The following is a 14,400-nucleotide window of genomic DNA, read 5'->3' on the forward strand; positions in this document are numbered from 1 at the left end:
TGGCGGCATCGGCCGACGGCGTGGCATCGGGTAAGCTGGCCATTGCCCAAACCGTAGGGGTTTTCCTCACGTGCCAGTGCTCCACGACCAGAAAATCCTGTTGTGCGTGTGCGGCGGGATCGCTGCCTACAAGGCCGCCGAACTGGTCCGTCGAATGAGCCAGGCCGGCGCCCAGGTGCAGGTGGCGATGACGGCCAGCGCCGGGCATTTCGTCTCGCCGACGACTTTCCAGGCGCTCTCGGGAAGGCCGGTCCGCACAACCCTGTGGGACGACGCCGCCGAGGCCGCAATGGGGCACATCGAGCTGGCCCGCTGGCCCGACCGCATCCTGGTCGCACCGGCGAGTGCGAACACCATCGCCAAGCTCGCCCACGGTCTTGCCGATGACCTGGTCAGCACGCTGTGCCTGGCCACCGACGCGCCGCTGGCGGTGGCGCCGGCCATGAACCAGCAGATGTGGGCGCATCCGGCGACCCGCGCCAACATCGATGTGCTGCGCGGTCGCGGGGTCATGATCCTGGGCCCCGGCGTGGGCGACCAGGCCTGCGGCGAGACCGGTGCCGGGCGACTGCTGGAGCCCGACGAGATTGTCGCAGCACTCGCCCAGCGTGCGGCATGAGCAGCGCTCCGTTGGCCGGTCGGCACGTGGTTGTCAGCGCGGGGCCCACCTACGAGGACATCGACCCGGTGCGTTTTCTGGGCAATCGCAGCAGCGGCAAGATGGGCTTTGCGATCGCCGCGGCCGCGGCGGCGCGCGGGGCGCGGGTAAGCCTGATCGCCGGTCCGGTAGCGCTGGCGACTCCCGGCCCCGGCAGCGGCTCGCTGGCTCGGATCGACGTACGCTCGGCGGCGCAGATGCACGCGGCCGTGATCGGCGCGTTGCCGGCGGATGTCTACATCGGCGCCGCCGCCGTGGCCGATTACACACCGGCGCGGGTGGCCGCGCAGAAGATCAAGAAAGGAGCCGGCGGGGACGGCTTGACGTTGCAGCTGGTGCGCACCCGCGACATCCTCGGCGAACTGGCGATCCATCCCCGCCGTCCGGGACTGGTGGTCGGCTTCGCCGCCGAGACCGGGGACGTGGAGCGCCACGCGCGCGGCAAACTGGCCGCCAAGCAGCTCGACCTGATCGCGGCCAACCGCGTGGGCGTGGCGGGGTCCGGATTCGAGAGCGACGACAACGCGCTGGTCATCTATGGCTCGGATCTGGCGCTGCCGCTGGGGCCGGCATCCAAACACGAACTTGCCAGTCAGTTGCTCGATTTGATCTGCCAGCGACTGCCGGCCGCCGCGCGCGCGACCGACAGCGCCCGCTGAAAATTATCCTGAGCGACGCACCCGGCACGCTTTCAACGAGGGACTTATGCCACACATGCTTGAAATGAAAGTGCTCGATCCGCGCCTGGGCACGCAATGGCCGCTGCCCGCCTACGCGACTACGGCCAGCGCCGGCATGGACCTGCGGGCCGCGATTGACGAGCCGCTGCAGCTGGCGTCGGGCGCCTCGGCGCTGGTTCCGTCGGGCGTGGCCATCCATATCGGCGATCCCGGATTGTGCGCGGTGATCCTTCCGCGGTCGGGGCTGGGGCACAAGCACGGCATCGTGCTGGGCAACGGCACCGGGCTGATCGATGCCGACTACCAGGGCCCGCTGATGATCAGCGTCTGGAACCGCAGCGCCGAGCCTTTTACGATGCAACCGGGGGATCGCATCGCCCAGCTGGTTCTGCTGCCGATCGCAAGGGCGCAGCTGCGGGTGGTGGATGCATTTGAAACCAGTGAACGCGGCGCCGGCGGCTTTGGCCATACCGGCGTGCGCTGAGCGCGCTGTCTGCAATCAACAGGGGAATACAACGCCATGCCCAATACCAAGACCAAGCGCACTTTCGTGGCGCTGGAGCCGCTCAAGCCGCTGCTGCCCGCGCTTGTGGTGGCCTGCGCGCTGCTGGCGCTGTGGTTTGCGTGGAGCGGCTGGCAGCAGCAGCGCGACGGCGGCCGGCGGGCGACGGTGGAGCAGTCACGCGACCAGGCCGTCCAGGCCATCGCCACTGCGCTGGCGTCGGAGCACAAGCGGTTTGCCGACAAACTCGCGGATCCCGCTTTTAATTCGGCAGTCGTCAGTGGCGAGAACGCGCGCGCAGCCGAGCTGCTGGCGGCGGGCTGGCCGGGCGCCAGCAAGCCGGCGGTGCTGTCGCCGCAACTGGACGAGGACTACGCCGCGCTGCCCGACGGCAGCTACGGTCGGCTCGCGGCCCTGGAAGCGGCGCTGGTGGAAGGCAAGCCGGTGTCGTGGGTCGTGCGCGACGGGGACTCCTCGCGCCTGGCGCTGGCCGCGCCGGTGGGCGATGAGGAGCGGGCTCGTGCGGTAGCACTGGTGTTGCTGCCCTTGCAGCGGATCACGGGCCCGGTGGACGCCGTCGCCCTCCCCGGCGATGGGTACCTTGCCTTGCGCCAGGGTCGCCAAAGCCTGGTCGAGCGGGGCGACGCCAGCCTGGCCGGCGGCGCCGAGGCACTTGCCGCCGCCGTCCCCGGGAGCAACCTGCGGGTCGCGGCGGGAATCCCTTACCCGGCGTTTGCGCCGTTCGGCCTGGGCGCGCTCGCCTGCTTCATCGCCGCAGGTGTATTCGCGTTGCTGGCGCTGCTGGCGTGGCGCGGGCCCCGCCTGTTGGCGCGCCGGCGCAGCAGCGCGCTGGATGAAAGCGATGAAGGTTCCAGCCAGACGCTGGGAGAATCGATGAGCGACGATTCATTGGCGGCTCCGGCAACCGAGTCCGTACCGCTCGCCGCTGCGGCGGCGGCCGTCGCCCCGGTGATCCTGGACCGCGAAATCTTCCGCGCCTATGACATCCGCGGCATCGTCGGCAAGAGTCTCGATGTCGGCGTCGCCGAACGCATCGGCCACGCGATCGGCTCGGTGATGCACGAGGCCGGGCAGCGGGAGATCGTGGTCGGCCGCGATGGCCGCCTGTCCGGGCCGGACATGCTCGAAGGCCTCATCACGGGCCTGCGCAAGGCCGGTCGCGACGTCATCGATATCGGCCTGGCGCCGACGCCGCTGGTGTACTTCGGCGCGTACCACCTGAAGGCCGGTTCCTGCGTATCGGTCACCGGCAGCCACAATCCGCCGGACTACAACGGCTTCAAGATCGTGATCGACGGCGAGACGCTCTCAGGCGATGCGATCACTGGGCTGTACGCGCGGATCGCCGAAGGGCGGCTGCACGTCGCCGACAGCGAAGGCGCGCTGGAGCAGCGCGATATCAACGATGACTACGTCCAGCGGGTAGCGACAGATATCCAGATCGACCGGCCGCTGAAGGTGGTCGTGGACGCGGGCAACGGCGTGGCCGGCGAACTCGGGCCGGCGGTTCTGCGGGCGATCGGCGCGGAGGTGGTGCCGCTGTATTGCGAGATCGACGGCAATTTCCCCAACCACCACCCCGACCCCAGCGAGCCGCACAACCTCGCCGACCTGATCCAGATGGTCGACCGCCTGGACGCGGACCTGGGCATCGCCTTTGACGGCGACGGCGACCGCCTCGGCGTGGTCACCCGCGACGGCCACAACATCTTCCCCGACCGCCTGTTGATGCTGTTTGCCGCCGACGTGCTGGAGCGCAACCCCGGCGCGCAGATCATCTTCGACGTGAAGTGCACCGGCCGCCTGCCGGGCTACATCCTGCGCCACGGCGGCAGCCCGCTGATGTGGAAAACCGGGCACTCGCTGGTCAAGGCCAAGATGCGCGAGACCGGTGCGGAGCTGGCCGGTGAGATGAGCGGCCACTTCTTCTTCAAGGAGCGCTGGTACGGCTTCGACGACGGCATCTACTCCGCGGCGCGCCTGCTGGAAATCCTCGCCGCGCAGCCGGGGCGCCCCAGCGATGTGCTCGACGCGCTCCCCGACGGTGTGTCCACGCCGGAGATCAAGGTCGATGCACCGGCGGGAGACCCGCACGCGTTCGTGGAGCGCTTCGTGGGCGAGGCGGACTTCGACGGCGCGCGCCTGTCGACCATCGATGGCCTGCGCGTGGATTGGCCGGACGGCTGGGGCCTGGTGCGCGCGTCCAACACCACGCCGGTGCTGGTGATGCGCTTTGATGCCGACAGCAACGAGGCCATGGCGCGCATCACCGGCACGTTCCGCGAGCAGCTGCTGGCGCTGGATCCGGACCTGCAGTTGCCGTTCTGAGGACCCCTGGCCGGACTGAAGGTCGGCCGCGGTCCACCGGGGCGAGCTCTACCGGGGCGAGCGGGCCCGCGTTTACAGGCCGCAGGCTTCAGCTGCGCCCGGATGCGCCGCTGGCCGCCTTCAGCTCGCGGTAGCGCTCCAACGCCGACGCCAGTTCCTGGTCGATCGTGTCGCGGGCCTGGACCTGGCGTTCCAGCAGCTCCTGATGGCGGCGCAGCGACTCGTGCTGGACGCTGATGCGCTCTGCGAGCGTCTTGGCCACCGGCTTGGCTTCCAGTTCCGCCTCACTCGCGCGCTGCAGCAGGCTGAGAAGGCTGCGCCGCGCACCCTTGATGCCCAGTTGCGAGGTCTCGATGCTGGAGTCGATCAGCTCGATCCGGTTGGCGAAGTTGCGCTCCAGGTCGGCTTCGCTGGCGAAGGACACCACCATCGCACGCTCACGCCGCGCCCGCTCGGCCTCCGACCATTGCGCGCGCTCGTGCCGCTTGGCCTCGATCTCCGCCAGCGCACGTTCCTCGTCGGTCTTGGCGCGTTCGATGCGGGCCGTTGCGACGCCCGTCGGGCTGAACTCGGTGCGCGCGTTGTCCACCGCGTTCGCGGGGAGGGCATCACTGCACACCCGCTCGCCGTGATCGTCCCAGCAATAGATCTTCTTCCCGCCCTGGACATTCTTCTGCGCCGACGCCGGGGACACGACCATCGCCAGCGCCACCGACAGCAGCGCGCAGGAGAGCAGGGAAGTACGGGACAGAGCTTGCATGGCTTTTACCTTGGACGATCAGCAGACACAGACGCAAGACTCGGGCCAAGCGCACGACGGCCGCTCAGCGACATCGCGATCAGCGGCTTCCATACGCCTCGCGGTAGGCGAGGAGTCGCTCGTGCTGCCCGGCCAGCACGGTCGATTCCGCGGCCATTGCCAGCAGATCGTCCAGGCTGGCGACCGCCACCACCGGAAGCGCGTGCTCGGTTGCGACAGTTTGTGCCGCCGAGCGTCGGCTGACGGAAGGGTCGACGGCTTCCTGACGATCCAGCGCGATGACGATCCCGCTCACGATCCCACCGGCGTCGCCGATGATCTGCAGGGCCTCCCGGATCGCCGTGCCGGCAGTGATCACGTCGTCGACGATCAGCACGCGGCGGCCTTCCAGCGACGCGCCGATCAGGCTGCCGCCTTCGCCATGGGCTTTGGCTTCCTTGCGATTGAAGGTCACCGGCAGGTCGTAGCCGCGGCGGGAATACTCGCAGGCCAGCGCGGTGGCGAGCGGTATGCCCTTGTAGGCCGGCCCGAACAGGCCGTCGAACTCCCGCAGCGATCCGTCGGCGCGCGCCGAATCGATGGCGTCGGCGTAGCAGGTCGACAGTCCGGCGAGGGCCGTGCCGGAATCGAAGCGGCCGGCGTTGAAGAAATACGGACTGGTACGACCGGATTTCAGGGTGAATTCGCCAAAGCGCAGCGCATCGGCGCGCAGCGCCAGGTCCAGGAATCGTCCGCGGTGGTCCTGCATGTGGCATCCAGTGGATCAACAGCCGTCGATGATAACCAGCCACGCTGCCAGCGTTGGGCGTCCTCCCGGCCGACTGCGGGGCTGCGCTATCCTTCCGCGTCGGGTCCAGCGCCCGCATTGCCCCCACTTCCGGTACTCCATGCGCATCATCAGCTTCAATGCCAACGGCATCCGTTCGGCCGCCCGCAAAGGATTCTTCGACTGGTTCCGCGAACAGGATGCCGACGTGCTTTGCATGCAGGAGACCAAGGCCCAGGAGCATCAGCTGAGCGGTCCCGACGGACTGGACCCGGCCTTCCTGCCGGCCGGCTATCACGCGTATTTCCGCGACGCGACCACGAAGAAAGGTTACAGCGGTGTGGCGATCTACAGCCGGAGCGAGCCCGACGAGGTACGCACCGCGCTGGGCTGGGACGCCTTCGACGAGGAGGGCCGCTACATCGAGGCGCGCTTTGGCAACCTCAGCGTGGTCTCGTTCTACATCCCGTCGGGCTCTTCCGGGGACTTGCGCCAGGGCTTCAAGTTCGAGGTGATGGACTGGCTCAAGCCCGTCCTCGATCAATGGCTTGCCAGCGGCCGTGACTACGTGTTGTGTGGCGACTGGAACATCGTGCGCACGGCAATGGACATCTGCAACTGGAAGTCGAACCAGAAGAACTCCGGTTGCACGCCGCCCGAGCGCGAGTGGCTCAACACGCTGTGTGGCGAGCCGGCAGCCGCCGCCGAGGCGTGGAAGGACGCGTACCGGCACCTGCATCCCGACGGCCAGGACTACACCTGGTGGAGCAATCGCGGCGCGGCCTTCGCCAAGAACGTAGGCTGGCGGATCGACTACCAGCTGGTGACTCCGCGTCTCGCGTCGCGGCTGCGCCGCTGCGCGATCGCGCGTGAGCCGCGCTTCTCCGACCATGCCCCGTTTACCGTGGACTTCGACATGGGCGAGCGCGGGTGAGTTCGCCGGCCAAGGCGCGCAAGCCGTCGGCGTGGAAGGCGTTTGCCGAGCCGTCGGCGTGGACGATGTTCTTCTTCGGCTTCGCCTCCGGGCTGCCGTTCCTGCTGGTGGCCGGGACGCTGGCGTACTGGTTGCGCGAGGACGGCCTGGAGCTCAAGGACATCACCATGATCGCCAGCGCGGGCATGGCGTACTCCTTCAAGTTCCTTTGGGCGCCGCTGGTGGATCGCTGGCGCCTGCCGCTGTTCGGCCGGCTCGGCCAGCGCCGCGGCTGGCTGCTGCTGGCCCAGCTGGTGGTCATGGGCGGGCTGTTCGCGATGGCGGGGGTGGGTACCGCCACGCTGCCGTTGTTCATCGCCCTGACCCTGAGCGTTGCGGTGGCCGGAGCGACGCTGGACATCGCCGTGGACGCGTACCGGATCGAGATCGCCCCGGTCGAGTCGCAGGGCGCGCTGGTGGCCACCTATTCGCTGGGCTACCGCATGGCCCTGATCGTGACCGGCGCGCTGGCGCTGGTGCTGGCCGACCACGCGGTGTGGCCCAACGTCTACCGGGTGATGGCCTGCGTGATGCTGATCCCGATCATCGCCAACCTTATGGCTCGCGAACCCGACGTCATCCGTATCCGTGCGCAGAACTGGGCGGCGGCGATGCGCGAGGGCGTGGTCGAGCCGTTTGCCGACTTCTTCCGCCGCTTTGGCGGCCGCGTGGGCCTGGGCGTGCTGGCCTTCATCCTGCTGTTCAAGATCTCCGACCAGGCGCTGGTCGGCGGGATCATCGGGCCGTTTTACCTCGACCAGGGCTTCACCAAGACGCAGATCGCCGCGGTATCGAAGATCTACGGCATCTGGGTCGGCATCGGCGGCGCGTTCGTCGGCGGCCTGGCCGTGGCGCGCTGGGGCGTCAACTGGACGTTGCTGACGGCGATCGTGCTGGGCGCGGTCAGCAACCTGCTGTACCTGCTGCTGATCGGCGCCAACGGCGATGTCGGCATGCTGACCCTGGTGATCTCCGGAGAGAACCTGGCGCAGGGCTTCCTTGGCACCGCCGCGGTCGCCTACCTGTCGGCGCTGGTTAACCAGCGCTACACCGCCACCCAGTACGCCCTGTTCTCCTCGATGATCACCCTGCCGGGCAAGGTGCTGGGGTTCTATTCGGGGCGTATCGTGGAGGCGGTAGGATACGCGCCATACTTCGTGCTGACCGCAGTGTTGGTCGTACCTGCGGTGATGCTGTTTTTGTGGCTGCGACCGAAGGTGCGGCTGGGTGAGGACGGGGGCGCATCGCAGGTGGAGAAAGGACGATGAGCGAGACGCTACTTCTGGATATCGATCCGGTGCTGCTGGAGCGCGTGCGACGGTTCGCGGCGAGCATGGGCTGGACCCAGTCCGTGGCGATCACCCATCTGATCGAACACGGCCTTTTTGCCTGCGAGGCTGACGTGGCAGTGGCACTCGATGACACCGACGCCCATATCCTCCAGGCCGCCATCGAGGCCCTGGAAAAGGTCGAAGACGATCCGGGTTTCTCGCTGATCGGCCGTATCGGCAACCCCGCGGACTGAGCCCGTGGGCGCGGGGATCCCTGTCCGGGACTTCTACGCCGGGTAGATCACGCCAAGCGTGCGCGGGCCGCGCGCCCCGGTCACCGCCGGCAGGTTGCCCGCCCGTCCGGCCAGGGTCTGGCGTGCCAGCCACGCAAATCCCATCGCCTCGACATGGTCCGGATCCAGTCCGTGGACGGCCGTGGATTCCACGCTCACCCCAGGCAGTCTCGCCGCAAGGCGCCGCAGCAGGGCCGGGTTGTGCACGCCGCCACCGCAAGCCAGCACCCGCATCGTGTCCGGCTGCAGCGCCAGCAGCGCGTCGGCAACCGTGGCGGCAGTCAACTCCAGCAGCGTCGCCTGTACATCCTCCGGACGCTCATCGCCGCGCAAGTGATGTTGCAGCCACTGCAGCTGGAATTGCTCGCGCCCGGTGCTCTTTGGCGGTGGGTGAGAGAACCACGGCTCACCCAGCAGGCGTACCAACAGCGACTCGTCGACCGCGCCCCGACCGGCAAAGCTGCCGTCGCGGTCAAACGGCTGGCCGAGGTGGCGCTGGCACCAGGCGTCCATCAGGGCGTTTGCGGGACCGGTGTCGAAGCCACGCACGCCCGCGCCGGAGACCCCGTCGCAGGACGCCGGCAGCAGCGTCAGGTTGGCGATCCCGCCCAGGTTGAGGACCGCGCGGTGCTCCGAATCGCTGCACAGCATTGCCGCATGCAGCGTGGGCAGCAGTGGTGCACCCTGGCCTCCGGCGGCGACGTCGCGGCGGCGGAAATCGGCGACCGTCGCAACGCCCGTGCGCTCGGCGATGACGTTGCCGTCGCCCAGCTGCATCGTGAAGCGGTTGCGGCCATCGAAGGCGGCCCCATCGGGCCGATGACGGATGGTCTGCCCGTGCGAGCCGATCGCGCGGATCTGCGCCGCATCGACCCCGGCGCTGCGGATCAGCTGCAGCGCCGCCTCGGCAAAGCATTCGGCGATGTGCACATCCAGCGTGCCCAGCTCGTCGATCGACTCGATCGGCGCGCCCTGGCCCAACTCGAGCAGGCGCGCGCTCGTGGCCAGGTCCCACGCGCAGGTATGGCCCTGCACCAGGGTGCAGCCGCTGCCCTCGTCGAAGCGGACCAGCGCCGCATCAATGCCGTCCGCGCTGGTGCCCGACATCAGACCGACGAACAGCTCCTCGCCGCGGGTGGCATCGGCCCGCAAAGCAGCGGGCCCGGTCGAACTGCTGTCCGCCGGGCCCGTGGTGTCGGTGATGCTCATTGCGATCAGGCTTGCTGGTCGACGCCCGTAGTGGTGTCCACCTTCGCCGGCGCCTTGCTGGCCACCATTGCGTTGTTGCGCAGCAGGCCTTCCACTTCCTGGATACGTGCCAGCGCCGGTGCGGTTTCCGCGCGGAAGGCGACCAGCGCCGCGCCCTTCAGCGGCTCGGCCGGCGGCATGGTCACGTTGAGCGGATTGCGGTGCACGCCGTTGACCCGGAATTCGTAGTGCAGGTGCGGTCCGGTCGCCAACCCGGTGCTGCCGACATAGCCGATTACCGAGCCCTGCGGCACGCGCTGACCGACCTTGAATTTGCCAAAGCGCGACATGTGCGCGTACAGCGTGGTGTAGCCGCGGCCGTGGTCCAGGACGACGGTGCGACCATAGCCGCCCTTCCAGCCCACAAACTGCACCCGCGCATCGCCGGCGGCCATGATCGGTGTGCCGGAGCCTGCGCCGTAGTCGACGCCCTGATGCGCGCGGGTCTTGCCCAGGATGGGGTGCTTGCGCGCGGTGGTGAAGCCGGAGGTCACGCGCGCATACGGAATCGGCATGCGGATGAAGGATTTCTTCAGCGGCCGACCTTCGGCGGTGTAGTACCCGACCTTGCCGTCATGCTCGAAGCGGAAACCGGAGAACGTCTTGCCACCGGTGGTAAAGGTGGCGGCGCGGATATCGCCGCTGCCAACCAGTTCGCCCTCGCGCCAGACCTGGTCGTAGACCACGCTGAAGCGGTCGCCCTTCTTGGCGCTGGTGAAGTCGATGTCGTAGTTGAAGATCTCATCGGTCATCGTCGCGATCGCGTTGGCCGGCAGGCCGGCTTTGCGTGCTGCGACATACAGCGAGCTCTGGATCTCGCCACTGCTGACAATGCTGCGCAATTCTGTCGGCCGTTCGATCACCTGCTCGGTAATCGTGTCGCCCTTGAGACTGAGCTCCACGCGATGGGCCGGATCGCGGTCGTAGCGGAAGCGGCGAAGCGAGCCGTCGGCCATGTCAAACGCGAGCTCTGCGCCGGTGCCCAGTCGGGTGAGAGCGGGCTTGGCCCCTGGCTGCTCGAGGATGCGGTGCATCGTGGCCGCCGGAATGCCCATCTGCTGGAACACCGCGCCCAGGGTCTGCCCGCTCTGCACCCGCACCACCTGCCAGTCATGCTCCGGACGCGGCTGCGCCGGCTGCATTGCAATCGGCGGCAGCGGCAGCGCCATCGACTGGCGCGCCAGAGGCGTGCTCCCGGCCTGCAGATCACCAAAGCCAGGGACAATCGCGGCGACCAATGCGCCGATGGTGACGAACAGGCTTGCCTGAACCCACTGCCGGCGCGACCATCGACCACTGAACCCATCGGACAACCGACGCGCTACCACCGGTCGTTGCAGCGCTGTTTTGCGCAGGCTTTTCAGGCGGTTACGCCGGATCGTACCGGGGTCGGTCGGTGTCATCTGATGGGTCTCCCACGCGCAGGATGTGAAGGCAGCGTCGCGGCGTTACGATAAGCACATGAGATGTGTGCGTCAAACCCTTGAGTGCAATGGGAATTCCGGCGTTACCCTTGGTGTGGACCTCCCATGCGGGCACTCGCACGGCACCCCGCCCATTCAGCTGCCATCGATCTTTCCAAGAGCCCCTTCCCGTGCCTGCCGATAAAGACACCACCGACATTGAATCCGCCCTCGACCTGATCGGCCGCGGCGCCGATGAGATCCTCAAAGCCGACGAACTCGCTACCCGCCTGCAGAGCGGGCGTCCGCTGCGCATCAAGGCCGGATTCGACCCCACCGCGCCCGACCTGCACCTGGGCCACACGGTGCTGTTGAACAAGCTGCGCCAGTTCCAGGACCTCGGCCACCAGGTGATTTTCCTGATCGGCGACTTCACCGGGATGATCGGTGATCCCAGCGGCAAGAACGTCACCCGCAAGCCGCTGACCCGCGAGGACGTGCTCGCCAACGCCGAGACGTACGCCGACCAGGTGTTCAAGGTCCTCGACCGCGAGCGCACCGAGGTACGCTTCAACTCCGAGTGGTTCGGCCAGATGAGCGCCGCGGACATGATCCGACTGGCAGGCCAGCATACGGTGGCGCGGATGCTGGAGCGTGACGATTTCGCCAAGCGCTACGCCGCGCAGCAGTCCATCGCGATCCACGAGTTCCTGTATCCATTGGTGCAGGGCTACGACTCGGTGGCCCTGAAGGCCGATGTCGAGCTGGGCGGCACCGACCAGAAGTTCAACCTGCTGATGGGCCGCGGCCTGCAGGAGCAGCACGGCCAGCCGCCGCAGATCGTCCTGACCATGCCGCTGCTGGAAGGCCTGGACGGCGTGCAGAAGATGAGCAAGTCGCTGGGCAACTACATTGGCATCAACGAGCCGGCCATCGAGATCGTCACCAAGACGATGAAGATCGACGACGTGCTGATGTGGCGCTGGATCGAGCTGCTGAGCTTCGACATCTCGCTGAGCGAGATGGAAACCTTGAAGCAGGAGATCGCCGGGGGCGCCCTCAATCCGCGCGACCTCAAACTGCGCCTCGCCCGCGAACTCGCTGCGCGCTTCCACGACGAGGCGGCTGCCGACCTCGCCGTTGCCGGCTGGAATGCCGCCGTGCGCGGCCAGGGCGATACCACCCAGCTCCCGTTGAACGATCTTGCCGTGCCTGCGGAGGGCTTGCGCATCGCCGCACTGCTGACCGCGGCAGGCTTGACGCCGAGCAACTCGGAAGCCAACCGCAAGCTCAAGGAGAAGGCAGTGCGCATTGACGGCGAGGTGATGACCGACGCCCAGCAGGTCTTTGCGCCTGGTTTTGAAGGCGTCCTTGCCGTCGGCAAGCGCACCTTTTCCCGGGTCCGCCTGGTGGAAGGTTGACCAGCACAGTCGCTGCGACAATTTTTCCTTCCACCCCTTCACAAGCCCATCGCACAGGTGCATACTTTCCGGCCCGCCCCGGTCCAGACGACGCGGCAGGGTGAAGCGCCCGGTTCAGGTTTGGCTGTTGACGAACGGAGAAAAGGCGCTAAGATGATCGGCTCGCCACAGCGCATAGCGCCTCGGTGGGTTCAGCGGGAAACGGATGTGACGAAGTTGTTGACGTCCCCTTGATCCGCTGTATGATGTGCGGCTCCCTTGAGTGCTTCGGCATCAAGGCACGGAACGCGGCGTTGAGGCCGGTTCCGGTGATCTTTGACAGTGTGCGCAGGTGACTTGTGCGGGCGTCTGGCCGGTGGACGGTTGTCCATTAGCAGATGTTCGACACAGTCCAAATGAAACAGATGCAGGCATCGCAAGATGCGTGTAGTTGAGTTATTTGGGTCTGGATAGACACTGCACTCAAAGCATAGGCAGAGCGAGACGCCCTTAAAAGCGTGGAGCCGAGTCGCAATACTTAAGTGAAGAGTTTGATCCTGGCTCAGAGTGAACGCTGGCGGCAGGCCTAACACATGCAAGTCGAACGGCAGCACAGGAGAGCTTGCTCTCCGGGTGGCGAGTGGCGGACGGGTGAGGAATACGTCGGAATCTGCCTTTTTGTGGGGGATAACGTAGGGAAACTTACGCTAATACCGCATACGACCTACGGGTGAAAGCGGAGGACCTTCGGGCTTCGCGCAGAAAGATGAGCCGACGTCGGATTAGCTAGTTGGAGGGGTAATGGCCCACCAAGGCGACGATCCGTAGCTGGTCTGAGAGGATGATCAGCCACACTGGGACTGAGACACGGCCCAGACTCCTACGGGAGGCAGCAGTGGGGAATATTGGACAATGGGCGAAAGCCTGATCCAGCCATGCCGCGTGTGTGAAGAAGGCCTTCGGGTTGTAAAGCACTTTTGTACGGGAAGAAAAGCAACCGGTTAATACCCGGTTGTTCTGACGGTACCGTAAGAATAAGCACCGGCTAACTTCGTGCCAGCAGCCGCGGTAATACGAAGGGTGCAAGCGTTACTCGGAATTACTGGGCGTAAAGCGTGCGTAGGTGGTCTGTTAAGTCTGATGTGAAAGCCCTGGGCTCAACCTGGGAATGGCATTGGATACTGGCAGTCTAGAGTGTGGGAGAGGGTAGTGGAATTCCCGGTGTAGCAGTGAAATGCGTAGATATCGGGAGGAACATCCGTGGCGAAGGCGACTACCTGGACCAACACTGACACTGAGGCACGAAAGCGTGGGGAGCAAACAGGATTAGATACCCTGGTAGTCCACGCCCTAAACGATGCGAACTGGATGTTGGGGACAATTGAGTCTTCAGTATCGAAGCTAACGCGTTAAGTTCGCCGCCTGGGAAGTACGGTCGCAAGACTGAAACTCAAAGGAATTGACGGGGGCCCGCACAAGCGGTGGAGTATGTGGTTTAATTCGATGCAACGCGAAGAACCTTACCTGGCCTTGACATGCACGGAACTTTCCAGAGATGGATTGGTGCCTTCGGGAACCGTGACACAGGTGCTGCATGGCTGTCGTCAGCTCGTGTCGTGAGATGTTGGGTTAAGTCCCGCAACGAGCGCAACCCTTGTCCTTAGTTGCCAGCACGTAATGGTGGGAACTCTAAGGAGACCGCCGGTGACAAACCGGAGGAAGGTGGGGATGACGTCAAGTCATCATGGCCCTTACGGCCAGGGCTACACACGTACTACAATGGTGGGGACAGAGGGCTGCAAACTCGCGAGAGCTAGCCAATCCCAGAAACCCCATCTCAGTCCGGATTGGAGTCTGCAACTCGACTCCATGAAGTCGGAATCGCTAGTAATCGCAGATCAGAATTGCTGCGGTGAATACGTTCCCGGGCCTTGTACACACCGCCCGTCACACCATGGGAGTGGGTTGCTCCAGAAGTAGCTAGTCTAACCCTCGGGAGGACGGTTACCACGGAGTGATTCATGACTGGGGTGAAGTCGTAACAAGGTAGCCGTATCGGAAGGTGCGGCTGGATCACCTCCTTAGAGACATAAAGGC

General features: G+C 66.1%; 10 protein-coding genes, 1 rRNA gene and 1 pseudogene. 8 read left to right on the plus strand and 4 right to left on the minus strand.

The features are described from left to right. Positions 1-94: 94 nt before the first annotated feature. The 3 genes and pseudogenes from coaBC to INQ42_RS00815 all read left to right on the plus strand — a co-directional run bounded on the left by coaBC (position 95) and on the right by INQ42_RS00815 (position 4,189). A pseudogene (gene coaBC / locus INQ42_RS00805) lies at positions 95-1,317 on the plus strand (bifunctional phosphopantothenoylcysteine decarboxylase/phosphopantothenate--cysteine ligase CoaBC). 46 nt (positions 1,318-1,363) lie between these two features. Further along, positions 1,364-1,822: a dUTP diphosphatase gene (gene dut / locus INQ42_RS00810; protein ID WP_194034744.1), complete on the plus strand. Its 459-nt coding sequence runs from the start codon at positions 1,364-1,366 to the stop codon at positions 1,820-1,822. Positions 1,823-1,858: 36 nt separating this feature from the next. Then, positions 1,859-4,189 (plus strand): phosphomannomutase/phosphoglucomutase, encoded by a 2,331-nt coding sequence (locus INQ42_RS00815; RefSeq protein ID WP_194034745.1) that lies wholly within the window; start codon positions 1,859-1,861, stop codon positions 4,187-4,189. A gap of 88 nt (positions 4,190-4,277) precedes the next feature. Here INQ42_RS00815 and INQ42_RS00820 read toward each other — a convergent pair whose 3' ends face one another. Both INQ42_RS00820 and pyrE read right to left on the minus strand, forming a co-directional pair. Next, positions 4,278-4,949 carry a hypothetical protein gene (locus tag INQ42_RS00820; RefSeq protein ID WP_194034746.1) on the minus strand — a complete coding sequence of 224 codons (672 nt, stop codon included), beginning with the start codon at positions 4,947-4,949 and terminating at the stop codon, positions 4,278-4,280. 79 nt (positions 4,950-5,028) lie between these two features. After that, positions 5,029-5,697: an orotate phosphoribosyltransferase gene (gene pyrE, locus INQ42_RS00825; protein ID WP_194034747.1), complete on the minus strand. Its 669-nt coding sequence runs from the start codon at positions 5,695-5,697 to the stop codon at positions 5,029-5,031. A gap of 139 nt (positions 5,698-5,836) precedes the next feature. On the opposite strand from pyrE, the gene INQ42_RS00830 reads away from it, so the two are divergent. From INQ42_RS00830 to INQ42_RS00840, 3 genes are read left to right on the plus strand one after another with little or no spacing between them, the layout of a single operon-like run. After that, the gene (locus tag INQ42_RS00830) at positions 5,837-6,649 is read left to right on the plus strand and encodes an exodeoxyribonuclease III (RefSeq protein WP_194034748.1); all 813 of its coding nucleotides are present in this window, start codon (positions 5,837-5,839) and stop codon (positions 6,647-6,649) included. After that, positions 6,646-7,956, plus strand: a complete 1,311-nt coding sequence (locus tag INQ42_RS00835) for an AmpG family muropeptide MFS transporter (RefSeq protein WP_343224912.1) — start codon at positions 6,646-6,648, stop codon at positions 7,954-7,956. Before INQ42_RS00830 ends, INQ42_RS00835 begins: the two co-directional genes overlap by 4 nt. Next, a complete protein-coding gene (locus INQ42_RS00840; protein WP_194034749.1) occupies positions 7,953-8,213 on the plus strand; it encodes a hypothetical protein in 261 nt (86 codons plus the stop codon). The genes INQ42_RS00835 and INQ42_RS00840 overlap by 4 nt, the downstream gene beginning before the upstream one ends. 33 nt (positions 8,214-8,246) lie before the next feature. Here the strand turns inward: INQ42_RS00840 and INQ42_RS00845 are convergent, their stop codons facing one another. Then, on the minus strand, positions 8,247-9,404 hold the full coding sequence (locus tag INQ42_RS00845) for an anhydro-N-acetylmuramic acid kinase (protein ID WP_407070816.1): 1,158 nt from the start codon (positions 9,402-9,404) through the stop codon (positions 8,247-8,249). A 62-nt stretch (positions 9,405-9,466) separates the two neighbouring features. After that, entirely contained in the window at positions 9,467-10,903 is a 1,437-nt protein-coding gene (locus tag INQ42_RS00850) for a M23 family metallopeptidase (protein WP_194034751.1), read from the minus strand. Positions 10,904-11,094: 191 nt separating this feature from the next. Here INQ42_RS00850 and tyrS point away from each other — a divergent pair, with 191 nt between their 5' ends. Together tyrS and INQ42_RS00860 are read left to right on the plus strand one after the other, a co-directional pair. Continuing rightward, positions 11,095-12,324, plus strand: coding sequence for a tyrosine--tRNA ligase (gene tyrS, locus INQ42_RS00855; RefSeq protein WP_228064398.1), 1,230 nt, complete (start codon positions 11,095-11,097; stop codon positions 12,322-12,324). 518 nt (positions 12,325-12,842) lie between these two features. Further along, a 16S ribosomal RNA gene (locus tag INQ42_RS00860) occupies positions 12,843-14,387 on the plus strand. Positions 14,388-14,400: the final 13 nt, after the last annotated feature.

Origin of the sequence: Lysobacter avium, from assembly GCF_015209745.1 — a bacterium.
In the GTDB taxonomy this organism is placed as follows: domain Bacteria; phylum Pseudomonadota; class Gammaproteobacteria; order Xanthomonadales; family Xanthomonadaceae; genus Novilysobacter; species Novilysobacter avium.